The organism is Nonomuraea sp. NPDC048881 (assembly GCF_040649795.1).
Classification (GTDB): Bacteria; Actinomycetota; Actinomycetes; order Streptosporangiales; family Streptosporangiaceae; genus Nonomuraea.
The window spans coordinates 360912-385609 of the sequence record NZ_JBEZGC010000003.1; the positions used below are offsets into that span (position 1 = coordinate 360912).

At 72.2% G+C, this 24698-nt stretch carries 26 protein-coding genes; 7 read left to right on the forward strand and 19 right to left on the reverse strand.

Going from position 1 to position 24698, the window contains the following annotated elements; all coding sequences use genetic code 11:
- The first annotated feature begins 66 nt into the window (after nt 1–66).
- The gene (locus AB0C33_RS12525) at nt 67–564 is read left to right on the forward strand and encodes an FxsA family protein (RefSeq protein WP_358286576.1); all 498 of its coding nucleotides are present in this window, start codon (nt 67–69) and stop codon (nt 562–564) included.
- A 5-nt stretch (nt 565–569) separates the two neighbouring features.
- Here the strand turns inward: AB0C33_RS12525 and AB0C33_RS12530 are convergent, their stop codons facing one another.
- From AB0C33_RS12530 to AB0C33_RS12570, 9 genes are all read right to left on the reverse strand, one after another.
- Nucleotides 570–1583, reverse strand: coding sequence for a DUF2804 domain-containing protein (locus AB0C33_RS12530; protein ID WP_358286578.1), 1014 nt, complete (start codon nt 1581–1583; stop codon nt 570–572).
- A gap of 11 nt (nt 1584–1594) precedes the next feature.
- The gene (locus AB0C33_RS12535; RefSeq protein WP_358286580.1) at nt 1595–2998 is read right to left on the reverse strand and encodes an NAD-dependent succinate-semialdehyde dehydrogenase; all 1404 of its coding nucleotides are present in this window, start codon (nt 2996–2998) and stop codon (nt 1595–1597) included.
- On the reverse strand, nt 2991–3656 hold the full coding sequence (locus AB0C33_RS12540; protein WP_358286581.1) for a GntR family transcriptional regulator: 666 nt from the start codon (nt 3654–3656) through the stop codon (nt 2991–2993). The genes AB0C33_RS12535 and AB0C33_RS12540 overlap by 8 nt, the downstream gene beginning before the upstream one ends.
- A gap of 14 nt (nt 3657–3670) precedes the next feature.
- The gene (locus tag AB0C33_RS12545) at nt 3671–4831 is read right to left on the reverse strand and encodes a mandelate racemase/muconate lactonizing enzyme family protein (RefSeq protein WP_358286582.1); all 1161 of its coding nucleotides are present in this window, start codon (nt 4829–4831) and stop codon (nt 3671–3673) included.
- A 7-nt stretch (nt 4832–4838) separates the two neighbouring features.
- Nucleotides 4839–5657, reverse strand: a complete 819-nt coding sequence (locus tag AB0C33_RS12550; RefSeq protein WP_352324937.1) for a carbohydrate ABC transporter permease — start codon at nt 5655–5657, stop codon at nt 4839–4841.
- Nucleotides 5651–6535: a sugar ABC transporter permease gene (locus tag AB0C33_RS12555; protein ID WP_358286584.1), complete on the reverse strand. Its 885-nt coding sequence runs from the start codon at nt 6533–6535 to the stop codon at nt 5651–5653. Before AB0C33_RS12555 ends, AB0C33_RS12550 begins: the two co-directional genes overlap by 7 nt.
- Complete coding sequence (locus tag AB0C33_RS12560; protein WP_358286586.1) at nt 6532–7890, reverse strand: sugar ABC transporter substrate-binding protein; 1359 nt, start codon at nt 7888–7890, stop codon at nt 6532–6534. Before AB0C33_RS12560 ends, AB0C33_RS12555 begins: the two co-directional genes overlap by 4 nt.
- Nucleotides 7891–7920: 30 nt before the next feature.
- Nucleotides 7921–9045, reverse strand: coding sequence for an alcohol dehydrogenase catalytic domain-containing protein (locus AB0C33_RS12565; protein WP_358286588.1), 1125 nt, complete (start codon nt 9043–9045; stop codon nt 7921–7923).
- Nucleotides 9046–9121: 76 nt separating this feature from the next.
- Nucleotides 9122–9757 carry a TetR/AcrR family transcriptional regulator gene (locus tag AB0C33_RS12570; RefSeq protein ID WP_358287560.1) on the reverse strand — a complete coding sequence of 212 codons (636 nt, stop codon included), beginning with the start codon at nt 9755–9757 and terminating at the stop codon, nt 9122–9124.
- Nucleotides 9758–9831: 74 nt separating this feature from the next.
- Between AB0C33_RS12570 and AB0C33_RS12575 the strand changes: the two genes are divergently transcribed.
- Genes AB0C33_RS12575 through AB0C33_RS12590 form a run of 4 tightly spaced genes read left to right on the forward strand, consistent with a single transcriptional unit; the run spans nt 9832 to nt 15403 of the window.
- Nucleotides 9832–11082, forward strand: coding sequence for an MFS transporter (locus AB0C33_RS12575; RefSeq protein ID WP_358286590.1), 1251 nt, complete (start codon nt 9832–9834; stop codon nt 11080–11082).
- A 28-nt stretch (nt 11083–11110) separates the two neighbouring features.
- Entirely contained in the window at nt 11111–12730 is a 1620-nt protein-coding gene (locus AB0C33_RS12580; RefSeq protein WP_358286592.1) for an alpha-amylase family glycosyl hydrolase, read from the forward strand.
- Complete coding sequence (locus AB0C33_RS12585; protein WP_358286594.1) at nt 12727–14433, forward strand: sugar-binding domain-containing protein; 1707 nt, start codon at nt 12727–12729, stop codon at nt 14431–14433. Before AB0C33_RS12580 ends, AB0C33_RS12585 begins: the two co-directional genes overlap by 4 nt.
- A complete protein-coding gene (locus AB0C33_RS12590; protein WP_358286596.1) occupies nt 14420–15403 on the forward strand; it encodes a DUF2804 domain-containing protein in 984 nt (327 codons plus the stop codon). The genes AB0C33_RS12585 and AB0C33_RS12590 overlap by 14 nt, the downstream gene beginning before the upstream one ends.
- 60 nt (nt 15404–15463) lie before the next feature.
- Here the strand turns inward: AB0C33_RS12590 and AB0C33_RS12595 are convergent, their stop codons facing one another.
- From AB0C33_RS12595 to AB0C33_RS12605, 3 genes are all read right to left on the reverse strand, one after another.
- Nucleotides 15464–15808 carry an RNA polymerase-binding protein RbpA gene (locus AB0C33_RS12595; protein ID WP_043625492.1) on the reverse strand — a complete coding sequence of 115 codons (345 nt, stop codon included), beginning with the start codon at nt 15806–15808 and terminating at the stop codon, nt 15464–15466.
- Nucleotides 15809–15961: 153 nt separating this feature from the next.
- Nucleotides 15962–16576: a hypothetical protein gene (locus AB0C33_RS12600; protein ID WP_358286598.1), complete on the reverse strand. Its 615-nt coding sequence runs from the start codon at nt 16574–16576 to the stop codon at nt 15962–15964.
- Nucleotides 16577–16688: 112 nt separating this feature from the next.
- Entirely contained in the window at nt 16689–17183 is a 495-nt protein-coding gene (locus AB0C33_RS12605; RefSeq protein WP_358286600.1) for a nuclear transport factor 2 family protein, read from the reverse strand.
- Between the two features lie 33 nt (nt 17184–17216).
- Here AB0C33_RS12605 and AB0C33_RS12610 point away from each other — a divergent pair, with 33 nt between their 5' ends.
- Nucleotides 17217–17696, forward strand: coding sequence for a helix-turn-helix domain-containing protein (locus AB0C33_RS12610; protein ID WP_352350760.1), 480 nt, complete (start codon nt 17217–17219; stop codon nt 17694–17696).
- Nucleotides 17697–17810: 114 nt separating this feature from the next.
- Complete coding sequence (locus AB0C33_RS12615; protein WP_358286602.1) at nt 17811–18257, forward strand: hypothetical protein; 447 nt, start codon at nt 17811–17813, stop codon at nt 18255–18257.
- A 6-nt stretch (nt 18258–18263) separates the two neighbouring features.
- Here the strand turns inward: AB0C33_RS12615 and AB0C33_RS12620 are convergent, their stop codons facing one another.
- The 7 genes from AB0C33_RS12620 to AB0C33_RS12650 form a co-directional block, all read right to left on the reverse strand.
- On the reverse strand, nt 18264–19697 hold the full coding sequence (locus tag AB0C33_RS12620; protein WP_358286604.1) for an MFS transporter: 1434 nt from the start codon (nt 19695–19697) through the stop codon (nt 18264–18266).
- Nucleotides 19698–19841: 144 nt separating this feature from the next.
- Nucleotides 19842–20642, reverse strand: coding sequence for a glycerophosphodiester phosphodiesterase (locus AB0C33_RS12625; protein WP_358286606.1), 801 nt, complete (start codon nt 20640–20642; stop codon nt 19842–19844).
- Between the two features lie 34 nt (nt 20643–20676).
- Nucleotides 20677–21216: a TrmH family RNA methyltransferase gene (locus AB0C33_RS12630; RefSeq protein ID WP_352350753.1), complete on the reverse strand. Its 540-nt coding sequence runs from the start codon at nt 21214–21216 to the stop codon at nt 20677–20679.
- Nucleotides 21213–21803, reverse strand: a complete 591-nt coding sequence (locus AB0C33_RS12635) for a methyltransferase (RefSeq protein ID WP_352350751.1) — start codon at nt 21801–21803, stop codon at nt 21213–21215. The genes AB0C33_RS12630 and AB0C33_RS12635 overlap by 4 nt, the downstream gene beginning before the upstream one ends.
- A gap of 11 nt (nt 21804–21814) precedes the next feature.
- Nucleotides 21815–22762, reverse strand: a complete 948-nt coding sequence (locus tag AB0C33_RS12640; RefSeq protein WP_358286608.1) for a VWA domain-containing protein — start codon at nt 22760–22762, stop codon at nt 21815–21817.
- Nucleotides 22759–23691 carry a DUF58 domain-containing protein gene (locus AB0C33_RS12645; protein WP_358286610.1) on the reverse strand — a complete coding sequence of 311 codons (933 nt, stop codon included), beginning with the start codon at nt 23689–23691 and terminating at the stop codon, nt 22759–22761. The genes AB0C33_RS12640 and AB0C33_RS12645 overlap by 4 nt, the downstream gene beginning before the upstream one ends.
- Nucleotides 23688–24689 carry a MoxR family ATPase gene (locus AB0C33_RS12650; RefSeq protein WP_358286612.1) on the reverse strand — a complete coding sequence of 334 codons (1002 nt, stop codon included), beginning with the start codon at nt 24687–24689 and terminating at the stop codon, nt 23688–23690. The genes AB0C33_RS12645 and AB0C33_RS12650 overlap by 4 nt, the downstream gene beginning before the upstream one ends.
- Between the last annotated feature and the right edge of the window lie 9 nt (nt 24690–24698).

Genomic DNA, 24698 nt, shown 5'->3' on the forward strand with positions numbered 1-24698 from the left:
TCCAGGAACGCGCGCGGCCCGCCGGACGTTGTTCCTGATGTACGTGTGCGCGGAATCGAGGAAACGATGCGGCTGCTGCTGTTGCTGGCCCTGCTGGGCGTCCCGGTGCTGGAGGTCTGGCTGCTGATCCAGGTCGGATCGATGATCGGCGGATGGCCGACCGTCGGCCTGCTCGTCGCGGGCAGCCTGCTGGGCGCCTGGCTGGTGCGCCGTGAGGGCCGCCGGGTCTGGCGGCGTCTGCAGGCGGCGCTGTCGGAGGGCCGGGTGCCCGACCGGGAGCTGGCCGACGGTGGCCTGGTGCTGGCCGGCGGCGCCCTGCTGATGATCCCGGGCTTCTTCACCGACGTCGTCGGCTTCGTCTTCGTGCTGCCCTTCACCCGGCCGCTGATGCGGCGGCTGGCGTCGTCGTTCTTCGACCGGCGGGTCAAGCGGGTGGCGGCGGCCTCGCCGTACGCGAACATGTTCCCGTCGGCGCCCGGCGTGGACCGGGCCTCTCAGGGCGGCAAGGTCGTGCACGGCGAGGTCATCCGCGGCGAGGTCATCCACGACGACCGCGACGCCTGACGGCGTTACCAGCGCCGGTAGACCTCCTCGGCCCAGCCGTACAGGCCGTCGATCGTGACGCGCTCGCCGTCGTCGGCGACGACCGTGCCGCGGTAGTGGCCGAACGCCTGGGCCTCCTGGCTGCGCATGTAGAACGCGCGCCGCACGTCGGCCTCGCGCACGTGCTCGGGGACGAACTCCAGGTCCACGCGCTCGCCCTCGATGCGCCAGGGCGCCCGCCAGTCGGTGGTGTCGTACCGCCAGACCAGCTCTTCGCTGATCTTGTGCAGGCGGCCGTCGAGGATCAGGGCGTTCTCCACGCTGCCGGTGCCGTCGGTCCACTTGCCGCCGATCTGCAGGGCGACGTCGCGGCCGCCGGGCCGTCCGGCGGCCGCGCCCCAGTTCCAGCGGATGTCGCCGGGCCAGCGCCCGCGCCCGAGGTCGAGCGTGGCCAGGGCGTCGGCGGGGTCGAACTCGTAGGTCAGGCCGCCCACGCGCACGGTGCCCTCGGCGGGCCGCCCGACGTCCTTGACCGTGTACTGGAAGCGGCGCGGGCCCCAGGGCACCACGACCGACAGGCTCTCGCGGCCCGGCACCCGGCGCACCAGCACGTCGGCGGCGATCTCGGCCGACTTCAGCCGCAGCCGGGTGCCGTCGGCGGTCTCGTCGACGCTGATGCGGACCGGGCCGGCGCCGATGCGCACGCTGCCCTCGCCGCCGCGCTCGGAGAAGGCCACGCCCCTGGCCGGGACGAGCAGGCCCCGGCTGGAGACCTGCTCGCCGGTGCGCCGGTCGAGGAAGAACGCCGACTCGCCGGCCAGGTAGTCGAGGCTGCTGGCGCTGAAGGCGAACACGTGGCCGGGGCTGGTGACGCACCAGTAGTCCCAGCGCATGGTGCGGCCCCAGCCGCGGATGTTGGCGCGGTGCAGCGGGGTGCGGCTCCAGCCGACCGCGGCCGGGTTGAGCCGCCCGTCGGGCAGGCACAGGTCGACCCGGCGGGTGATCTCGCGCTCGGCGACCGCGCGCGGGCTCGTCTTCATCGTGCTCTCCGTCATCGTCCCAGCCCCACGCTGAGGTACTTGTACTCCAGGTAGTCGGCCACCCCGTGGTGGCCGCCCTCGCGCCCGTAGCCGCTGCTCTTGATCCCGCCGAACGGCGCCTGCGGCGGCGCCAGCGGGCCGCCGTTCACGGTGACCATGCCGAACTGCAGCTCCTCGGCCACGCGCAGGGTCCTGGTCAGGTCGTTGGTCCACACGTAGGCGGTCAGCCCGTACGGGGTGGCGTTGGCGCGTTCGACGACCTTGTCGCAGTCGTCGAACTCCAGCACCGGCGCGACCGGCCCGAACGTCTCCTCGCGGCAGACCAGCATGTCCTCGCTCACCCCGCCCAGCACGGTCGCCGGGTAGTACGTGCCCGCCCCCTCCGGACGCCGCCCGCCGGTCAGGACGGCCGCGCCCTTCGCGACGGCGTCCTCGACGTGCCTGCTCACCTTGGCCACGGCCGCCTCGTCGATGAGCGGGCCCAGCTCGGCCGCCCGCGCCTGGCGCACCAGCTCGTCGGTGAAGGCGGCGGCCAGCGAGGAATGGACGAAGATCCGGTTGGGCGAGGTGCAGGCCTGCCCGGCGTTGAGGAACTTGCTGCGGGCCACCGCGCGGGCGGCGGCGACCGGGTCGGCGTCGGGGAAGACCAGCACGGGCGCGTGCCCGCCCAGCTCGACGCTGAGCCGCTTGACGTCGTGGGCGCTCTGCCTGATCAGTTCGCGGCCGACCTCGGTGGAGCCGGTGAAGGACACCTTGCGCACCCGCGGGTCGGTCATCACCGCCTGGCCGAACCCGGCCGGCCGGGACGTGGTGACCAGGTTGAACACGCCCGGCGGCAGCCCGGCCGCGACGAACGCCTCGGCCACCGCGATCGCTGACAGCGGGGTCTGCTCGGCCGGTTTGAGCACGACCGTGCAGCCCGCGGCCAGCGCCGGGCCGAGCTTGCGGGTGATCATCGAGACCGGGAAGTTCCACGGCGTGATGCCCGCGACCACGCCGACCGGCTCGGGCAGCAGCCAGATGCGGTTGCCCTCGTGCGCGCCGGGCACGGTCTCGCCGTACAGGCGGCGGGTCTCCTCGGCGGCCCACAACAGGTGGTCGGCGCCCGAGAGCACCTCGCCGGTCGCCTCGGCGAGCGGCTTGCCCTGCTCGGCCGTCATGATCGCGGCGATCCGGTCCGCCCGCGCGGTCAGCTCGCCGGCGGCGGCCCGCATGAGACCGGCGCGCTCGTGGGCGGGCATGGCCCGCCAGCCGGGCAGCGCCGCCGCGGCCGCGTCGACCGCCCGCGTGGCCAGCTCGGGGCCGCAGTCGGCGACCTGCGCCAGCGGCTCGCCGGTGGCGGGGGAGCGGACGGTGAAGGTCTGGTCGGCCTCCTGCCATGCGGCTCCGATGAGAGCCTTGCGGGTGTCAGCCATGTGTCTCCTGAATTCCTTCGATGAGGGCCTTCATGGCGGCCATCTCGTGCGCGTGCTGCAGCCTGCCCGCCAGCGGGATGTCGCCCTCGACCAGGGCGTTCCTGATGGCGATGTGCTCGGCGTGCGACTTGGGCAGCCGCCAGGGCACCAGGCGGAAGCCGCGCTGGGCGGTCTCCGTGCGGGCCCACAGGCTCTGCAGCATGCGGTGGGTGAGCTTGCTGTGCTCGGTGTCGCACAGCAGGGAGTGGAAGCGCCGGTTGAGGCGGGCGAAGGCGGCGACGTCCTCGCGGGCGACGGCGGTCTCGCACTCGGCGAGCACCGCGTCGACCTCGGCCAGCCGCGCGCCCTCCAGCGGCACGCCGCCCAGCTCCAGCGCCAGCGCGGTGAGCGCGGCCCGGACGCTGTAGAGCTCGCGCACGTTGGCCACCGTGAGCTCGGCGACCACGGCGCCGACGTGCGGGCGCTCGACCAGCCAGTCCTCGGAGCAGAGCTGTTTGATCGCCTCGCGCACGGGCGTCTCGCTGATGCCCACGGCCTCGGCCACCACCCTGGTGGTGATCTTGGTGCCGGGAGGCGCCTCGCCGCTCATGATCAGATGTTTGATGTGCTCCGCCGCAAGATCCGCCTTGGTGCGGAAGGGGGAACGCGATTCGGCCATGGTTGAGGAGCCCTTCAGACCCGCTGGACGGTGAGCGGCTCGATCGCCGCGTGGTCCAGCTCTACACCGATTCCGGGCCCCGTCGGAACGGCGACGAGACCGCGGGAGTCGGGCAGCAGCGGTTCGGTCAGCATGGCGTGGAACACCTCCGGGACGATCACCGGCGGATCGTAGGGGTACTCCAGCCAGTCGCAGTTCGGCAGCGAGGCGCAAAGTTGCAGGTTGCCCGCCACGCCGAGCCCGGTGGCCCAGGCGTGCGGGATGACCTTGCGCTGCCGGGCGGCGGCCATGGCGCCGAAGTCGCGCAGCGCGCCGATCTCCTCGCTCTCGTTCGCGTCGGGCTGAAAGATGTCGAAGCAACCATCCTCCAGCATGCGCACGAGCTGGCCGATGCCCCGGTTGTGCTCGCAGCCCGCGATCGGGATCGGCGAGGCCGCGGTCAGCTCGCACAGGGCGCGGTAGTCGTGCCGGGGCAGCGGCTCCTCCAGCCACGCCACACCGAGCCCGGCCAGTTCCCTGGCGGTGGCGAGGGCGCGGTCGAAGTCCCAGATCAGGCGGGTGCCGTCGGGGGCGTAGCGCCAGCGGGCGGCCGCCTGGTTGGCGTCCACCATGATCGCCACGTCGGGGCCGACCGCCTCGCGCACGGCGGCGACCTGCCGCACGTCCTCGGCGATCGTGGCCGCGTGCACGCGCAACTTGATCCCCTGGAAGCCCCGTTCGACGGCGGCCAGGGCGTCCTCGGCCCGCTGGGCCGGGTCGCGGAGCTCGCCGAAGCTCGCGTACGCGCGGACAGCTCCCGAGTGCCCGCCCCAGAGCTTGTACAGCGGCTGCCCGCAGGCCTTGCCGACGGCGTCCCACACGGCGACGCCGACGACCCACGGCCGGGGGAAGACGTACTCGGCCACGTACCGCAGCCGGTTGGCGACGTGCGTGGTGTCGAAGGCGTCCAGGCCGACCAGCTGCGGGCGGATCCAGCCGCGGATCGCCTCCAGCAGCATCGGCCCGGTGCCGTGGCCCATGTCGCCGCCGGACACCCCGACGATGCCCTCGTCGGTCTCGACCTCGACGATGACCGCCGACATCGCCCGGTGCGCGCCCTCCGGGGCCCACGACGGCACGAACGGCCGGGGATAGGGCAGCTCGATGACCCGCGCGCGGACGTCTGTGATCCTCATCGGCTCCTCACCCCTTGGTCGCGCCGTCCGCGAGACCCTTGATCAGGTACTTCTGCACCAGCAGCGCGAAGACCACGACGGGCAGCACGGTCAGCACGCCGACCGCGGCCAGCGGCCCCCACATCCCGCCCTTCTCGGTGTCGGCCGCGATCCCGGCGATGGCGACGGGGATGGTGACCGCCCGGTCGTTGGTGAGGATCAGCGCGAACAGCAGCTCCTCCCAGGCCAGGATGATGCAGAAGATCAACGTCGAGACCAGGCCGGTCAGGCTCGTCGGCACGATGATCCGGAAGAACGCCCCGAACCGCGAGCAGCCGTCGATCATCGCCGCCTCCTCCAGCTCCTTGGGCAGCCCGCGGAAGAAGGCCCGCATCAGCCACACCACGTACGGCACCAGGAAGGTCACGTACGCCAGGATCACGGTGATGTACTGGTCGGTCAGCCCGAGCTTCCTGGCCACCAGGAACAGCGGCACCACCAGCGCGATCGGCGGCACCGCGCGCGAGGCCAGGATCAGCCCGCCCACCACGCCCGCGCCGCGCATCCGCAGCCGCGACAGCGCGTACCCGGCCATCGAGCCGGCGACCATGGAGATGGCCGAGGCGCCGGCCGCCACGATGACCGTGTTGACCATGCGGGGCAGGATGCGCGCCTGCTGGAAGTAGCTGACGTAGTTGTCGAGGGTGAACTCGCTCAGCCACCGCGGCGGCACCGTGAAGATGTCCCTGGGCAGCTTGAACGAGATCGAGACCATGTAGAGCACGGGGAACAGGAAGGCCAGCGTCACCAGGACGGCCCCGGTGACGGCCGCGTACCGTCTCACCATCGGTTCTCCAGACGCCGGGTCACGCGGAACAGGACAAAGGTGATCAGCATCGTCAGGACCAGGACGATCGTCGCCATCGAGGAGGCCGAGCCGAACTCCAGGCTCCGGAACCCCTTCTCGTAGATGTAGAGGTTGATGACGTTGGTCGCGTTGCCCGGCCCGCCCCTGGTGGCGGCCAGCGCGATGTCGAACATCTTGACCGCGCCCAGCCAGCGCACCACGAACGCGGCGGCCATCACCGGCACCAGCAGCGGCAGCGTGATGCGCCGCAGGATCGCCCAGCGGCCGGCGCCGTCGGAGCGGGCGGCCTCGTACACGTCGCCGGGCAGGGCCATGATCCCGGCCGAGGCGATGAGCACCACGAACGGCGTCCAGCGCCAGGTGTCGATGACGATCAGGCTGACCATGGCCAGCGTCGGGTCGCCGATCCACTCGACGGGCCCGGCGCCGACCAGGCCGAGGGCGTAGTTGACGACGCCCCACAGCGGGTCGAGCAACATCCGCCACACGCCGCCGGCGACCACGGGGGCCACCACCATCGGGATGAGGAACAGGGCGCGCAGCACGCCCCTGCCCCGCCAGGCGACGTTGAGCAGGAACGCGATGGCGAACCCGAGCACCATCTGCAGCGGCAGCGCGATCACCAGGTAGACGCCGGTGACCCGGAGCGAGTCCAGGAAGCCCGGATCGCGCAGCACGGCCTCGTAGTGCCGCCAGCCGACCCATCCGGACGGCTGGAAGGAGGCCAGGTCGAAGTCGGACACGCTCACCCAGGCCGTGTAGAGGATCGGGTAGAGCAGCATGCCCGCCAGCAGCAGCAGGGCGGGGGCCAGGAAGAGCCAGGCCGTGCCCGGCTCTCCCAGTCGGGCACGCCTCACTGGTTGTAGCCCTTGGCCGTCAGCAGGTCGCCGATCTCCTTGGCGGCCTGGTCGATCGCCTGCTGCGCGGTGGCCTGCCCGGACATGGCCCGGCTGGTCTGCAGCGCCAGGATCTGCTGCACGGCGTCGGACTCGGGCAGCCTGGGCCGCCACATCTCACCCTTGGAGACGACCTCGTAGCCGTCCTTGAGCGCCTTGTAGACCGGGCCGGCCCACTCGGCCGGCGGCGTGCCGTCGAGGCTGGAGTCGCGGGCGGGGAAGGTGCCGAACGCCTTGCCGGTGAACTGCTCGCCTTCCTTGGAGGTCACCCACTGCAGCCACGTCCAGGCGGCGGCCGGGTGCGTGGACTTCTTGGAGATGCCCGCCGTCCAGATGCCGCGGTGGGCGCCCGGCGAGGTCGATCCGGCGGGCAGGGTGGTGAGGCCCACCTGCTCGGGGGTCAGGGTGGTGGTCTCCTTGTCCACGGCGGTGCCCTTGTAGACGCTGCCCCACATGAACATGGTGGCCGTCTTGCCCTGCCGGAAGGCCTCCAGCGGCTCGTTGAACTGGTACGTGCTCGCCCCGGGCGGCGCGTACTTGAGCAGGTCGACCTGCGTCTGCAGGGCCTTGACGCCCGCCGGGCCGCCGAAGGCGACCTTCGTGCCGTCCAGGATCTTGCCGCCGTCGGAGTTGAGCACGGTCTGCCACACGGTGGGGGTCAGCGGGTCCTTGGTGAAGTACGTGCCCACGGCCCAGGAGTCGGTCTTGCCGTCGCCGTCGGTGTCCTGGACGAGCTTGGGTGCGTCCTTGAAGTACTGCTCCCAGGTGGTCTCGGCGGTCGGCTCGGCCACGCCGGCCTTCTTGTACAGCGACTTGTTGTAGAACATCAGCAGCAGGTTGGAGCGCACGGGCACGGCGTACTGCTTGCCCTCCCACTCCCCGGCGGCCAGCGGCGAGGGGTTGAAGTCGGCCCAGTCGTAGCCGGGGTCGTTCCACTTGGCCAGCTCGGGGCCCTTGAGGTCGTACAGGGCGCCGGTCTTGGCGAGCTGCGGCAGCCAGGGGTCGTCGGCGAGCACCACGTCGTAGGTGGCGGTGGTGCCGGTCAGCTCCAGCATCGTCTTGGGCAGCTGGTCGTTGTAGGGGATGCCGTCGACGGTGACCTTGATGTTCGGGTACTTCTTGGCGAACTCCGGCACGAGCTTGTCCTGCCACTGCTTGGCGAACGCGTCGTTGGCGATCACGCGGATCGACACCGGGGCCTGCGCCGTGCCGAGGCCGCCGCCGTCGGCCGCGACCTCCTGCGACGACGAGCCGCAGGCGGCGACGCTGAGCGCGAGCACGGCCGCGGCCGTGACGAGCCGGGTGTTGTTCAACACGGGTGTCCTCCCGGAGGGGAATGGGGGATTTCAGGCGGAGGGGTCGACGGCGAGCTTGACGACGTCCCGGCCGTCCAGCGGGTGACCCGAGCCCAGGGCCTCCAGCGCCTCGCGGACCCGGCCGAGCGGCACGCGGTGGCTGACCACGCGCTCGAAGGGGCTGCCGCCGCGTTCCAGGATCGTCAGCGCCTGGTGGTAGCGGCGCTGCATGTCGGGGCCGGCGCCGTAGACGCCGGCGATCGTGAGGTCCCGCTTCAGCAGGTCGCTGTAGGGGTTGAAGGGGACGGCGCCGCGGTCGGTGAAGTTGCCCAGCTCGGCCAGCACGCCGCCGTCGGCGACCAGGCCGAGGGCCTCGGTGAACGCCTCGGGCGAGCCCGCGGTGCCGATGACGGCGTCGGCGCCGGCGCGTCCCAGCGCGTCGAACACCGCCCGGCGGCGCCCGGAGGGCCCCTCACCGAGATCGACGACGGTGTCCGCGCCGAGCAGCGCGGCCAGTTCCAGCCGGGCGCCCGGGGCGCCGACGGCGACCACCCTGGCCGCCCCGGCGGCGCGGGCGGCGACCACGGCCATCAGGCCGATCGCGCCGACCCCCTGGACCACGACGGTGGAGCCGATCCGGATCGCGGAACGTTCCACACCGTGCAGGGCCACCGACAGCGGCTCCTGCAGCACGGCGACCTCGGCGGGCAGATCGGTCCGGTAGAACACCGTTCCCGCGTTCGAGGCGTACAGGTGGGTGGCGAAGCCGCCGGTCAGGTACGGCGGCCGGTCGGCGGGGGAGGCGAACCCGTAGGACGGCCGCCGGTCCGGGCAGCTGCCCGGCCTGCGGCGCACCTGGCACTCGAAGCACCGGCCGCAGCTCAGCGACGGGAAGACGCCCACCCGGTCGCCGACGGCCACCGGCCGTCCCGCGTGGTCGGTCGCGACGCCGTCGCCGAGCGCGGCCAGCCGGCCGACGATCTCGTGCCCGAGCAGCGCGGGGAAACGCACGCTGGCCAGCCGGCCCCGGTAGATGTGGGCGTCCGTGCCGCACATGCCGCACAGCTCGACCTCCAGGACGAACTCTCCCGGACCGGGCTGCGGCAGGCCGTACTCGCGCACCTCCACCGCTCCCGCGACGTCGGTGACGATCGCCGCGCGTCCCGTCGCGTCCATGCACCGCCTCCTGCATTCTGCTTTCTATAGAATGTGGAAGACGGTAGTTCGTCCGGTTTTGAACGGTCAATCCTTGTTACCGGAATGTTTCTGAGGCCACGTCCACGAAGTAGGCCCGCAGCAGCCTGCGTCCTTGCTCGATCATGGCCGGATCGCCCTGCGGCGTCGCGGAGAACGTCAGGTGCAACACCGCCGCCGTGGACTGGATCGCCAGCCGCATCACCCGGTACGGATCGGGCAGCGCCGGCAGCCCCGCCTCCTCCAGCGCGAAGTGGTAGAGCCGCTCGGCCAGCACGTCCCCGCTCTCCCGCACCCGCCCGGCGGGCAGGAACGACGGGCCGCCCGGCCGGGTGTCGGCGAAGTCGACCACGGTGAAGCCCGGCACGCTCCTGCGCATCTCCACCGTCTCGGCCAGCACCAGCTCCGCCGCCCGCGGCCAGGTCAGCGGCGGCTCCTCGGCGACCCTGGCCCGCAGCCGGGCCAGCAGCACCTCCAGGTTGCGCAGCGCCAGCTCGCGCAGCATGCCCGGCTTGCCGTCGAAGAACTGGTAGATCGTGCCGGAGGGCACGCCGGCGCTCCTGGCGACGTCGGAGATCGTCAGGGCGTCCAGGCCGACCTCGTCCAGCAGGCGGGCGCAGGCGTCGAGGATGCGTTCGACCCTGTCGATGCTGCGCCGCTGGACCGGTCGGCGCCGGATGCCGGGGTTCTCCACGAACAAGTCTTAACATAACGACCTGTCATGTTCTAACGTGACATCCTCTCACGTTCCCCCCAGGGAGGACCTGCATGGCCGAACCGCGCCTCGCGCCTGACAGACGGGTGTCCGCGGGCTGGATGTCCCTGCTGGCGCTGGCCCAGATGGGGGTCATCATGGCGATGACCGTCGGAAACCAGATCCTGCTCCCCTCCCACGTGGCGCGCATCGATCCGCAGCACAAGGAGGCGTCGCTGGCGGTGGTCTTCGCCGTCGCCGCCGTCTGCACGATCGTGGCCAACCCGCTGTTCGGAGCCCTGTCCGACCGCACCCGCGCCCGGATGGGCCGGCGCCGCCCCTGGATCGCGGGCGGCGCGCTGGTCTGCGCCGCGTCCCTGGTCTTCCTGTCCCGCCAGGACTCCCTGGCCGGGCTGGTCGTCGGCTGGGCGGTCGCCCAGCTCGCCTTCACCGCCGCCCTGGCCACCGCCATCGCCACCGTGCCCGACCAGGTGCCGATCAGCCAGCGCGGCAAGGCCTCGGCGCTGGCGGGCGTGGGCCAGCTCACCGGGCCGCTGCTGGGCGGCGTGGTGGTCACCGTCGTGGCGACCGGCTCGCAGGCCGGGTTCGTCGCGATGGCCGTCCTGGTGCTGCTGCTGGTGCTGCCGTTCAGCCTGTTCACCAAGGAGCCCGAGAGCGCGCCGGCCGACCTGCCGCCGTTCGGGCCGCGCGCGCTGCTGCGCAGCTTCAAGGTGAGCCCGCGCAAGCACCCCGACTTCGCCTGGGCCTGGCTGAGCCGCTTCCTGATCACCCTCACCCTCGCCATGGCGATCGGCTACCTGCAGTACTACCTGCGCGACGGCGTCGGCTACGAGGCGCTCTTCCCCGGCTCCACCGTCGAGCAGGGCGTCGTGGTGCTGGTCGCGGTCTTCACGCTGAGCAGCGTCGCGCCCACCCTGGTCGCGGGCTGGTTGTCGGACCGGTTCGGCAACCGCCGCACGGCCGTCTTCGTCGGCGGGCTCACGATGGCCGCCTCCGGGCTCGTGCTGACCTTCCTGACCAGCTGGCCCGCCGCCATCGCCGCCAGCGTCCTGCTCGGCGCGGGCTACGGCATGTTCGCCGCCGTGGACCAGGCCATGGTCACCCAGCTCCTGCCCGCCGACGCCGACCGCGGCAAGGACCTGGGAATCGTCAGCCTGGCCAACTCCGCCTCCAGCACGTTCGGGCCGGTCATCGCCGCGCCCCTGGTCACCTCCGCGGGCGGTTACCCGCTCATGTACGCCGTCGCGGCGGCCTTCGCCGCGCTCGGCGCCTGCCTCATCTGGAGAATCCGCAGTGTCCGATAAAGCGTCCGATAAAGCGTCCGATAACGCAGTGCCCCACCGATCCGTCGCCTTCGACGGCGACGCCTGGTGGCGCGAGGCCGTCGTCTACCAGATCTACCCCCGCAGCTTCGCCGACGCCGACGGCGACGGCCAGGGCGACCTGCCCGGCGCGCTGGCCCGCCTGGACCACCTGGCCGACCTAGGCGTGGACGCCGTCTGGCTGAGCCCGTTCTACCCCTCACCGCTGGCCGACGGCGGCTACGACGTCGCCGACTACACCGACGTGGATCCCCGCTACGGCACGCTGGCCGACTTCGACGCCTACGTGGCCGCGGCCACCGCCCGGGACATCAAGGTCATCGTCGACATCGTGCCCAACCACTGCTCCGCCGCCCACCCGCGCTTCCAGCAGGCGCTGGCGGCCGGCCCCGGCAGCCCCGAGCGCGACTGGTTCGTCTTCCGCGACGAGCCCAACAACTGGCAGTCCATGTTCGGCGGCCCCGCCTGGACCCAGGCCCCCGACGGCCAGTGGTACCTGCACCTGTTCGACTCCGCCCAGCCCGACTGGAACTGGCGGCACCCCGGCGTCACCGCCATGTTCGAGGACGTGCTGCGGTTCTGGCTGGACCGCGGCGTGTCCGGGTTCCGCATCGACGTCGCCGCCATGCTGTTCAAGGAGGACGGCCTGCCCGACGTCGTCCCCGGCAGCCAGGGCGCGCCGCTGGCGCCCGGACAGTCCGCGGTGCCGTACGAGCACCAGCCCGAGCTGCTGGAGCTGTACCGGTCCTGGCGCAAGATCCTGGCCGCCTACCCCGGGCCGCGCGGCACGGTGGCCGAGATCTGGTTCGCCGACCCCGCCCAGGCCCGGCCCTACCTCACCGGCGACGGCCTGGCCCAGCTGTTCAACTTCCGCCTGATGCCCCTGCCGTGGTCGGCCGGGGAGTTCCGCGCGGTGATCGAGGAGTCCCACCGGCTGGCCCGCGAGACGGGCGGCTCGATCCCCTGGGTGCTGGGCAACCACGACGTGCCGCGGATGGCGACCAGGTTCGGCATCGACCAGGACCTCGTCCGCGCCCCCACCGCCGACGTGCTGCTCGGCAAGGTCGCCGTGGACCGCGAGCTCGGCCTCAGGCGCGCCCGCGCCGCCATGCTGCTGCTGCTCGCCCTGCCCGGCGCCGCCTACCTCTACCAGGGCGACGAGCTCGGCCTGCCCGAATACCTCGACATGCCGGCGCAGGCGCGGCAGGACCCCATGTTCGAGCGCACCGGCCGCGCCTTCATCGGCAGGGACGGCTGCCGCGTGCCGCTGCCCTGGTCGGGCACGTCCGCGCCGTACGGGTTCGGGCCGGGCGGCACCTGGCTGCCCCAGCCGGCCGACTGGGCGCACCTCACCGTCGCCGCCCAGCGCGACGACCCCGGCTCCACCCTCAACCTCCACCGAGCCGCCATCGCCCTGCGCCGCGAGCACCCCGCGCTCGGCGACGGCGACCTGACCTGGCTCGACGCGCCGCCCGGCGTGCTGGCCCTCAGCCGCGAGCCCGGCTTCACGCTCATGGTCAACTTCGGCCCGGACACGGTGCCGCTGCCCCCGCACCACGACGTCCTGCTGGCCAGCGGCCCCCTGGACGGCGGCGCCCTGCCCGCCGACACGGCGGTGTGGCTCTCGTGACCGGCGACCCGATCCCGCTGCCGGAGTACCCCCGGCCCCAGCTCGTCCGCGACAGCTACGTCAACCTCAACGGCCGCTGGCGGTACGCGATCAACGACGGCTCGCGGCCCGCGTCGTACGACGGCGACATCCTCGTGCCGTACTCGCCGGAGGCGCCGCTGTCCGGCGTCGGCCGGCAGCTGCTGCCGGGGGAGACCCTGTGGTACCGGCGCACGTTCGAGCCGCCCGCCGGGCCCGCGGGCGGGCGGGTGCTCCTGCACTTCGGCGCCGTCGACCAGACCTGCCGGGTGTGGGTCAACGACGTCGAGGTGGGCGGTCACAGCGGCGGCTACCTGCCCTTCTCCTTCGACGTCACCGACGCGCTGACCGAGGGCGCCAACACCCTCGACGTGGCCGTCCAGGACGACAGCGACACCGGCGGGCAGTCGCGTGGCAAGCAGCGGCTGCGCCGCGGCGGCATCTGGTACACCGCCCAGTCGGGCATCTGGCAGACCGTCTGGGCCGAGCGCGTGCCGGATCGGCACGTGGAACGGCTCACGCTGACGCCCGTGCTCGCCGAGGAGTGCGTCGAGGTGACCGTGCACGCCGCGGGTGGCGAGGCCGAGGTCGAGATCCTCGCCGGCGGCCGGGTGGCGGCCCGCGCCACCGTCCCCGCCGGGCGGCCGGTGCGCGTCCCGCTGCCCGGCGCGCGTCCGTGGAGCCCCGAGGACCCCTTCCTGTACGACGTGAGCGTCTCGCTCGGCGAGGACCGCGTCCGCGGCTACGTCGGCATGCGCTCCTTCTCCGTCGGCCCCGACGCCGACGGCGTGCCCCGGCTGCTGCTGAACGGCCGGCCGTACTTCCACGCCGGCATCCTCGACCAGGGCTACTGGCCCGACGGCCTCTACACGCCGCCCTCGGACGAGGCCATGGTGGACGACATCGTCATGATGAAGCAGCTCGGCTTCACCATGCTGCGCAAGCACATCAAGATCGAGCCGCTGCGCTGGTACCACCACTGCGACCGGCTCGGCATGCTCGTCTGGCAGGACCTGGTCAACGGCGGGGAGACCTACCGGCCGCTGGTCGTCACCACCCCCGCGCTGCTGCCGCTGCGCCTGGACGACCGCCGCCACCACCGCTTCGGACGGGCCGACGCCGCCGGGCGGGCCGCGTTCGAGGCCGAGCTGCGCGAGACCGTCGAGCACCTGCGCAACGTGGTCGGCCTGGCGGTCTGGGTGCCGTTCAACGAGGGCTGGGGCCAGTTCGACGCCGCGCGGATCGCCGGCGAGCTGGCCCGCCTGGACCCCACCCGCACGATCGACCACGCCAGCGGCTGGCACGACCAGGGCGCGGGCGACCTGCTCAGCCTGCACGTCTACTTCCGCCGCTTCCGCCCGCCCCGCCCGGACGGCCGCGTCCTGGCCCTGACCGAGTACGGTGGCTACAGCCTGGCCGTCGAGGGCCACACCTGGGGCGAGAAGGAGTTCGGCTACCGGCGTTACCGCACCGCCGACGAGCTGGGCGCGGCGTTCGTCCGGCTGCACGAGGAGCAGATCGTCCCGGCCATCCGCCAGGGTCTGAGCGCCACCGTCTACACCCAGCTCTCCGACGTCGAGGACGAGCTGAACGGCCTGCTCACCTACGACCGGGCCGAGCTGAAGCTGCCCGCCGACCTCATCCGCTCCGTCACGAGGAGGCTCGCCTTCCATGACCACCCATGAACGGGAGCTCACCGCCCCCGCCGACCTGTGCCTGCCCGGCGGCCGGCTGAACCCCGCCGCGGTCGGCTGGACCCGCACGCCGCTGCACCGGGCCAACCTGCGCGGCTGGGGACGGCGCAAGCGCTGGGAGTACTGGGGCGTCGTCACCCCCTCCCACATCATCGGCCTGGTGGCCTCCTCGCTGGACTACGCCGGGGTGCACGGCGTCTACGTGCTCGACCGGGCCACCGGCGCGGAGTTCGCCAAGGACGTCGTCGTGCCGCTGGCCCGCGGCGCCTCCTTCCCCGACCGCAGCGGCGCCGGCACGGTGTCCGTGCGCGGCGGCGGGCTGGCGATCGACATCCGGCAGGACCCGGCCGCCACCGTCATCCGCGCCACCGCCCCCGGCGTGCGGATCGACCTGGAGGTGCCGCTGCCGGAGGGCCACGAGTCGCTCGGCGTCGTCGTCCCCTGGGGCCCGAACCGGTTCCAGTACACGGTCAAGGACGTCGGCCGCCCGGCACGCGGACGCCTGCGCCTCGGCCCGGACGAGTTCGCGATCGACCCCGCCGACTCCTTCGCGGTGCTCGACCACGGCCGGGGGAAGTGGCCGTACGCGGTGACCTGGAACTGGGCGGCCGGCAGCGGGCCCGGCCGGTCCGTCCAGCTCGGCGGCAAGTGGACCGACGGCACCGGCGTCACCGAGAACGCCCTGTTCACCGGCGGCCGGCTGCACAAGATCGGCGACGAGCTGGAGTGGACCTACGACCGCGGCGACTGGCTGCGCCCCTGGCGGATCACCGGCCCGCGGGTCGAGGTGGAGTTCCGGCCGTTCCACGAGAAGGTGGCCCGCACCCAGCTGGGCGTGGTGGCCAGCGAGACCCACCAGTGCTTCGGCCACTTCTCCGGCCGCGTCCAGGACGACGACGGCGCGTGGGTGGACCTCGACGGCCTCACCGGCTGGGCCGAGGAGGCGCGTCAGCGCTGGTAGCGGGGGCGGGCACAGCAAAACCCCCGGGCGTCGCCCGGGGGTTTTCACCGTGAGAAGTGGTCAGGCGCTCTTGCGGCGCTGGGCGCGCAAGACCGCGAGCCTCTCGTTGAGCACCTCTTCCAAATCCTCGATGGACCGCCGTTCCAGCAGCATGTCCCAATGAGTCCGTGGGGGCTTGGTCTTCTTCGACTCCGGCTGCTCACCGTCGACCCGCACCGCGGTCGCGCCGCACATGCGGCACTCCCAGGTCGCGGGGATCTCGGCCTCGGCGGCAAGCGGAACCTCGAAGCGATGGCCCTTAGGACAGGTGTAGGACACCTCCTGGCGTGGGGCCAGATCCGTGTTACGGTCGTTCTCGTAGCTGGTTGCCCCGAGCCGGGTGCCACGAAGCGCGCGCTCGCCCATGTCTAAATGCCTCCTACAGGGCCCCCATACGTGGGGGGTCTGTCTCCCACGGTGTCTAACGCTTGGTACCGTGATGGGATTCCCACCCGCGGGGTGATCCAATCGCGCTTGGGGCCTCGGGTATTCGAGCCCGCTCCCAGCGGTCCCTCGTCCTCAGGCCGCGGCGGTCGTCCGCGGGGCTCTGAGCAGGCTCGCCGCCAGCCACAACCCGCCGATCATGATGAGCGCACCGTGCGCGATCCGCACCGGGTACGGGCCGAAGAACTGCGGGATGAACAACGCCAGACCCAGCGCGAGCGCCGTCCCGGCCCCCTTGGGCAGGATCCCCGAACGCCACACGGCCACGGCCGCCATCACCGTGCCGGCGCCCAGCAGCGCCAGCCCGGCGGCGAACATGGTGACCGCCGTCGGGGCGAAGCGGAACTGCTCGGCCAGTTCCATCAGCGCGGGCGCGCCGTCGCGCAGCGAACGTTGCGCGATGACGTGCAGGCCGAAGTCCTCGGCCCCGTAGTAGGGGAGTGTCAGGCCGGCGCCGGCCCAGGTCACCGCGGCCGCGCGCAGCGACAGGCGGTCGCCGAGCACCTGGTGCAGCCCGAGCGTGCCCAGCCCGAGCAGCACGAAGCCGAGCATCGCGGCCAGATGGCCGGTGACCCACGCGGTCGAGGCCATGGCGACGGCGTCGTCGCCGGACGGCCGCACCACCGGGTAGACGAACAGCAGCACACCGCCGACGGCGAAGGCGGCGGAGGTGAGGCGGGGGGAGGTCATGGTAACTCCTGGCTGAGGGCGTCGCTCTGTTGTGAGAGCAATGCTCTCGTGACAGGTGTTCCCGTGTCAAGAGCACTGCTCTCTGTTCAGAGCGACGACCGCAACCCGGATGTCAGGTCAGCAGCGGCACCAGGGTCCGGTCGCCGAACCTCGTCATCGCGGCCAGCGGCGCGGAGGCTGCCCCCACCAGCAGCGGAAGGCCCGGTTTGCCCTTGTCCCTGGCGATGCGCGGGCCCAGGGCGGCCATCAGCGCGGTCAGTCCCGGCAGTGGCCTGATCCACATGGTGATCTCCCGGACCAGGCCGTCGTCGTCCAGTTCGAGCTGGGCCACCTCGTTCAGCGGCTGGCGGCCCACCCGGGCGGTCGCCGTGAGCATGCGGGTGCGGCCGTCGCCGATGTCGCTCTGGTAGCGCAGGTCCGACAGCACGTCGAAGACGGCTTCGAACAGCGCTCCCACCTGTGTCAGGCCCTCGAACCTGGCCCGGTAGCTCAGCGGGGAGTGGAACACCACGCCGTCGGCGAGGGTGGCCTTGAGCGCCTGGGCGTCGTGCGCCTCGCCGGCCCGGCGGTACGCGCCGGCGGCTGAGTCCTGAATGTGAACTGTCATGGGTTCACATTATCAACCCACTATCATGGGTGCATGAACAGGTTCGGTGAGATGCACTGCTCCATCGCCCAGGCCGTCGGCGTCATCGGCGAGCCGTGGACCCCGCTGATCCTGCGCGACCTGTTCCTCGGCCTGCGCAGGTTCGACGACCTCGCCGAGGACCTGGGCATCTCGCGCAACCTGCTGGCCCGCCGGCTCGACCATCTCGTCGCCACCGGGGTCGTGGAGAAACGGCCCTACCAGGAGCGTCCGGTGCGCCACGAATACCTGCTGACCGAGGCCGGGCGTGACGTCGTGCCCGCCCTGCTGACGCTCATGGCCTGGGGCGACCGGTGGTCCACCCCGCCCGGCGGGCCGCCCGCGCTGCTCGTCCACTCCTGCGGGCGGGAGTTCACGCCCGTCGTCACCTGCCCCCACTGCGGCGGCGAGGCCACGGCCGAGACCGTGCTGCCGATGCCCGGTCCCGGAGCGGCCCGGGGACCGGGCACCATGGTGCTGGCCGCAGATCTGTGACGCTCGGTGTTTGACGCGCAACCCTTCGTGAGAGGACTCTCATGGCCCGCTCACGGCCGCCCCACAGCGGCCCCGCAGGCTTCAGGGGACCGCGACGTCGATCAGGAGGCGTAGATGGATCTCATGCCACGCTGGCCCGCGGCGGCCGCCGCGCTCGCGTTCGTCCTCGCCGGGGGAGGGATGCTGCTTCCGGCCCAGGCGGCGGCCGGGCCGCCCCCGGCGCTCGCCCAGGCCGTCCATGACGACGACGGCGGCGACGACGACGGTGACGACGACCGGGCGGCCCCCCGGTCCGGGCGGCGCGAACCGGCCAGGAAACAGGCCCACGCCCCCCGCCGGGACGACGACGTCGAGGCCATCCCCGGCCTGGAGGCCCGCGACTCCCGGCCCCCCGAGCCCGTCACCCGCCCGGCCGAGGCCCCCGGTCGGGCCGAGATCCGGCTGGAGAGCGGCGCCATGACCGGCGGCGGGCACGTCGGACCGCTGGTGCTGCTGGCCATCCTGGGCACCGGCGCCCTGGTGGGCGCCTCGTACTGGCTCTCGCGCCGGTACGGCCCCTGACGGGCGTCAGATCCGCGACGGGACCTCGTTGCCGGCCGCCCTGATGGCCTTGGGCAGGTTCGTCAGGGCGAGCAGCACGAAGCCCACCACGAAGAATATGATCATGGACACGATGGCGATCCGGTAGCTGTTGGTGACCTGCAGCGCGATCGTCACGGTCAGCGACCCGATGAACGCCGACCCCTTGTCGCTGATCTGCAGCAGGCTGAAGTACTCCGCCTCCCGCCCCTTCGGGATCACCTGCGAGAACAACGACCGCGACAACGCCTGCGTGCCGCCCAGCACGATCGCGATCGCGAAGGCCATCAGGTAGAACTGCAGCGCCTGCCCCTCGCCGACGAACATCGCCACCACCACGATCCCGGTCCACAACACCAGGCTGGCCAGCACCGTGCGCTTGGTGCCGAAGCTGCGCGCCAGCCGCCCCAGCAGCAGCGCCCCGAAGAACGCCACGAACTGCACCATCAGGATCGCCGTGATCTGGACGGTCTTGTCCAGCTTGAGCGCCTCGGAGGCGAAGGCCGCGCTGTTGCCGATGACCGTCTGCACGCCGTCGTTGTAGACCAGGTAGGCCACCAGGAACAGCAGCGTCAGCGGGTACCGCCGCAACTCGGCCAGCGTACGGCCGAGCTGGCGGAAGCTCCCGCGCACCGAGCGCAGCGCCGTGGTCTCGTGCGCCGCCACGGGACGGTTGCGCAGCCGCAGCAGCGGGATGACCGTGAACGTCGCCCACCACAGGCCGGCCGACATCATGCTGATGCGCACCGCCATGCCCTCGCTCAGCCCCAGGCTGTCGTGCTGCAGGAACAGCGCCAGGTTGAGCAGGAGCAGCAGCCCGCCGCCGAGGTAGCCGATCGCCCAGCCGCGCGAGGAGACCCCGTCGCGCTCCTCGGGGGTGGAGATCTGCGGCAGGAAGGAGTCGTAGACCACCACGGAGGAGCCGTAGGCCAGGTTGGCCACCACGAACAGCACGCCGCCCAGCAGGTAGCGGTCGCCCTCGACGAAGTACAGGCCCATGGTGGCCAGCGCGCCGACGTAGGCGAACCCGCCGAGCAGCTCCCGCTTGCGGCCGGTGTGGTCGGCCAGCGCGCCCACGATGGGCAGGAACACGATCTGCAGGAACACCGCCACCGTCAGCGTCAGCCCGAAGAAGGCCGCGGGCCTGATGTCGGCGCCGAGCACGTCGACGTACCCCAGGCCGGGGTGGCGCAGGACCAGCGCGTCGAACTGGGACGCGCACGTCGCGGGCGCGAGGGCGGGGAAGTCCTTGGCGCAGGCCGCGGTTCTGGCGACCGGGATCAGGTACGGGCCCAGGAAGACCGAGATGATCGTGGTGTAGAACGCCGAGTTGGCCCAGTCGTAGAAGTACCAGCCGCGTTGCTCGCGGCGGCGCGCCGCGGGGGAGTCGTCGAGGGCCGCGGGGGGTGCGGTGGAGGCCATGGTGTCGTGTCGCTCCTCTGCGGCCACGGGGGGTCATGCCTGACGAAGTGCCCATCTTCGCAGGTCGTGGGTCACGTCCACGTGTCGTGCCCATGACCTTACAGTGATCACCTCAGGAGAGGAAGGTGGCCGCCGCCGGGCGGGTCAGGCCGCCATGCCGCGCGGGTGCCACAGGCCCCGCCGTTCGAGGACGTCGCGCAGGCCGGTGACGTTGTCGGTCATGATGCCGTCGACGCCAAGGTCGAGCAGGTGCTCCATGCGGACGGTGTCGTTGATCGTCCACACGTGCACCTGCATGCCGATGGCGTGGGCGGTGCGGACCAGGCGGCGGGTGGTGACGCGCAGGCCGCGGAAGCCGACCGGCACCTGCGCGCACGGGATCCCGGCCCGCGACAGGCGGGCCAGCAGCCGGCCGTAGCCGGAGGTGGTGGCGGCGGCCCGCAGCGCGGCCACACCGCGCGGGCCGAGCGCCGAGCACACCTCGCGGCCCATGGCGGCCCTGGCCATGACCAGGCGCTCGTCGGAGAAGGACGTCAGGCAGACGCGGTCGTAGGCGTTGGTGCGGCGGACCACCTCGGCCAGCGGCGCGATGGCCGCCGCCTCCTTGACGTCGATGTTGAAGCGCACCTGCGGCCACGTGCCGAGCAGGTCCTCCAGCAGCGGGATCTCGTGCACGCCGGCGATGCGGGCCTGCCGGACCTCCCGGTAGGGCAGCTCGGAGATGCGGCCCCGCCGGTCGGTCACCCGGTCGAGGGTGTGGTCGTGGAAGGCCAGCAGCACGCCGTCGGCGGTGGCGTGCGCGTCGGTCTCCAGATAGTCGTAGCCGAGCCCGACCGCGCGTTCGAAGGCCGCCAGGGAGTTCTCGGCGCCCTCCAGCGCGCCGCCGCGGTGGGCGAAGGCCAGCGGCCCCGGATGGTCGAGAAAGGCGAAACGACGGCTGAGCACGACCCGGTGTCCCTTCCGATGGTGGACGGTTCGGTCACGGTTCGGGGAGATTCTCCCACTCCTGGCGGCGCGCCTCGGCCAGCGCGATGGCCGCGGCCACCGACACGTTGAACGAGCCGACCCGCCCGACCTGCGGGATGTAGCAGACGCCGTCGACGGCCTCCAGCAGGGCGGGGGAGCAGCCGTGGTCCTCGCTGCCGACCACCAGGCACACGTCGCGGCCGAGGTCGGCGCGGTGCAGCGGCACGGCCTCGCCGGTCAGCTCGATGGCCAGCACGGCGTAGCCGTCGTCCTTGGCGGCCTTGACCGCCTCGGTGGCCGGGACCGGCTCGTGCCAGGTGACCAGGCGCTCGGTGCCGAGCGCCGTCTTGCCCGCCTTGGGGTTGGTGGGCGGCGTGGCGTTGCCCGCCAGCCAGATCTGGTCGACGCCGAACGCCGCGGCGCTGCGGAAGATCGAGCCGACGTTGAACGGGCCCGTCACCGACTCCAGGATCAGCGCGAGCCGGTTGTCGGTGTTCCTGCGCCAGGTGCGGTTGAGCCGCTTGACGTCGGTGGGGCGCAGCTGCCTTCTCATCGGGCCACCTTCAATATGCGGTAGGCGGCTCGGGAGGCCTCGCGGGAGGCCTGCCAGCCCTGCTCGCCGAGCCAGCGCTGCAGGGAGTCCGAGCCGAGGTGTTTCTGGACGACCAGGTAGGCGACGCCGTCGGGCGTCAGCCGGGTGAGCCACCTGGTGAGCATCTCGTGCAGAGCCGGCTTGCCAATCCGGATGGCGGGATTGGACCAGATGGCCCGAAATTTCACGTCATCCGGCACTTCATCAACATGAACAGGTCTTACTTTGTAAAGGCCGGCGGCTTGGGCGTTCCGTCCGGTCAGCTCCAGGCTGCGCCGGTTCACGTCGACGGCCCACACCGTCGCCCCGGGCGCCCGCGAGGCCATCGTCAGCGCGATGGGCCCGTAGCCGCAGCCCAGGTCGAGCAGGTCGCCCTCCTGCGGCGGCGGCGGGACCGACTCCAGCAGCGCGCGCGTGCCGACGTCGACCCGGTCAGGTGAGAACACGCCCCGGTCGGTCTCCAGCCGCAGGTGCAGGTCGGGCAGGACCAGGTCGACCGAGCCCGGCCTGCTCGCGGTCTCGGGACGTTCGGAGAAGTAGTGGGCCACGTGGGAAAACGTTACGGGATGCGGGTGCCGAACAAGACCGCGGCGCCGGCCACCAGCAGCCCGAGCATGATCGCGGCCACGATGAACCACTGGGTGATCTCCTGGCTGACCAGCTTGAACCCCAGGGAGGTGCCGATCTGCTCGTAGACGTCGCGCAGTTCGCTGCCGGACTCGGCGGCGTAGGCCCGGCCGCTGGTGCCGTCGGAGAGCGACTGCAGGGTCTGCTTGTTGACCGGGACGTTCACCGGCCTGCCGTCGATGTCGACGGTGCCCTCCTGGGTGCCGTACGCGATGGTGGAGACCGGGACGTGGGCCTGCTGGGCGGCCTCGATGGCCTCGGTCACCGACCGGCCGGAGGTGTTGTCGCCGTCGGACAGCAGCACGATCGCGGCGGGCGGCGGGTCGGTGGCGGCCTGCTGGTCGAAGGAGCGCACCGAGTCGAGCGAGTTGAAGACGGCCTCGCCGATCGCGGTGCCGGGCCGGGTGGTCAGGTTGCCGATGGCGGTGACGACGGCCTGGTGGTCGGTGGTGGGGGAGATGACGACGTTGGCCGAGCGGGCGAAGGAGACCACCCCGACGTTGAAGCGGTCGGGCAGCTCCCTGGCGAACGCCTGGGCTGCGGCCTTGGCGGCGCTGATGCGATTGGGCTGGACGTCGCCGGCGTCCATGGACAGGGAGACGTCGAGGGCGATCATGATGGTCGCGCGGTCGCGGGGGACGCGTACCTGGTCGGCGGGTTTGGCGGCGCCGACCACCAGGAACGACATCATGACCAGGAACAGCGCCGGGGGCACGTGCCGCCGCCAGCCCGGCCCGGCGGGGGCGACGAGGTTGAGCAGCGCCAGGTTGGTGAAGCGCACGGTGTAGCGGCGGCGGGCGAACTGCGCCACGACGTATCCGGCCACCAGCAGCGCCACCAGCACGAACAGCCACAACCAGCCGGGCGCGAGAAACGTCATACGGGTCTCCGGTGGGCGAGGTGGCTCATGCGGCGCTGGCGCAGGACGAACTGCGCCACGTCGAACACCCAGTCCCGGTCGGTCCGCAGCACCAGGTGGGCGATCCCGGCGCGGCGCAGGGCGAGCCGGGTGCCCTCACGCTGGAGGGCGGCGGCCTCGGCATATGCTTGCCGGACTTTGGGAGAAAGGTGCACTTCACGTACGTTCCCGGTCTCGGGATCGGTGAACGCCACCCGGCCGACGTCCGGCAGCTCCAGCTCGCGCGGGTCGATGACCTCCACGGCCAGCACCTGGTGGCGGGCGGCCAGCCGCCTGATCGGGCGTTCCCAGGGGCGTTCGGCGTCGGGGTCGAGCTCGGGGCGGTCGTCGAGGAAGTCGGAGACGATCAGCCGCAGGCCCCTGCGGCGGCGGGTGGCCGCCAGCACGTCGATGCCCTCGGCCAGGTCGGGGGCGTCGGGCACGGCCCGGCCGCGCGGGGCGTCCATGAGGGAGTTGAGCAGCCCGTACAGGGCCGGGCGGCCGGTACGGGCGGGCATGCGGTGGATGTACTCCTCGTGCAGCACCAGCGCGCCGAACCGGTCGCCCATGCGGCTGGACAGGAAGCCGATCGCGCCGACGGCGGCCACGACCAGGTCGCGCTTGTCGGTGTCGGCGGTGCCGAAGTCCATGCTGGCCGACAGGTCGGCCAGCGCCCAGGTCTCCAGCTCGCGATCGGCGATCAGGTCGCGGACGTGGGGGACGGTCGTGCGGGCGGTGACGGCCCAGTCCATGCGGCGCACGTCGTCCTCGCCGGGCACGTACAGGCGGCTGTCGCCGGTCTCGCTGCCGGTGCCGGGCAGCAGCCCCTGGTGGGCGCCGTGCAGCAGGCCGTCGAGCCGCCGCGTGACGGTCAGCTCCAGCCGTCGCAGCGCCTGTTCGGCGGAGTTCAACGGTTCTGGTTCCAGACGACCAGGGGCGGCGGCACGGCGTGCAGGATCTGCTTGACGACCTGCTCGGGATCGACGCCGTCGGCCAGGGCGTCGAAGGTCAGCATGAGCCGGTGGGACATGACGTCGACGGCCACGTCGCGCACGTCGTCGGGCAGCAGGTAGTCGCGGCCGCGCAGCAGGGCCAGCGCGCGCCCGGCCGAGACCAGGCCGAGGGTGGCACGGGGGCTGACGCCGATCTCGATCGTCTCGGCCAGGCCGCCCAGCCCGTAGTCGGCGGGCGCGCGGGTGGACATGACCAGGCGCACCACGTAGTCGGCCACGAGCTGGTGCACCGAGACCTGCTCGGCGGCCTGCTGCAGGGCCAGCAGCCGGGCCGGGTCGAGCACGCGGTCGGGCACGGGCGGCGTGACGCTCATGCGGTGGAGGATCTCCAGCTCCTCGTGCGCGCTGGGGTGCGGCACCCGCACGCGGAACAGGAAACGGTCGCGCTGCACCTCGGGCAGCGGGTAGACGCCCTCGGACTCGATCGGGTTCTGGGTGGCCAGCACGATGAACGGCCTGGGCAGCGGATGCGTGACGCCGGCCAGCGTGACCTGGCGCTCGGCCATCACCTCCAGCAGCGCGGACTGCACCTTGGCGGGGGCGCGGTTGATCTCGTCGGCCAGCAGGAAGTTGACGAACACCGGACCCAGCTCGACGTCGAACTTCTCGTTGGAGGGGTGGAAGACGCGGGTGCCGACGATGTCGCTCGGCACGAGGTCCGGGGTGAACTGGATCCGGGCGAACGTGCCGCCCACGACGGTGGCCAGGGTGGCGGCGGCGAGGGTCTTGGCGACTCCCGGCACACCTTCGAGCAGGCAGTGACCGCGGGCCAGCAGGGCCACGACCAGCCGCTCGACCATGTGCTCCTGTCCCACGATGACACGCCGGACCTCGTCGAGACTTCGACGCAGCACTGCCGCGTCGTTTCCGCCTGGCAACTCTTCGGCGACGCTCATGACGCCATT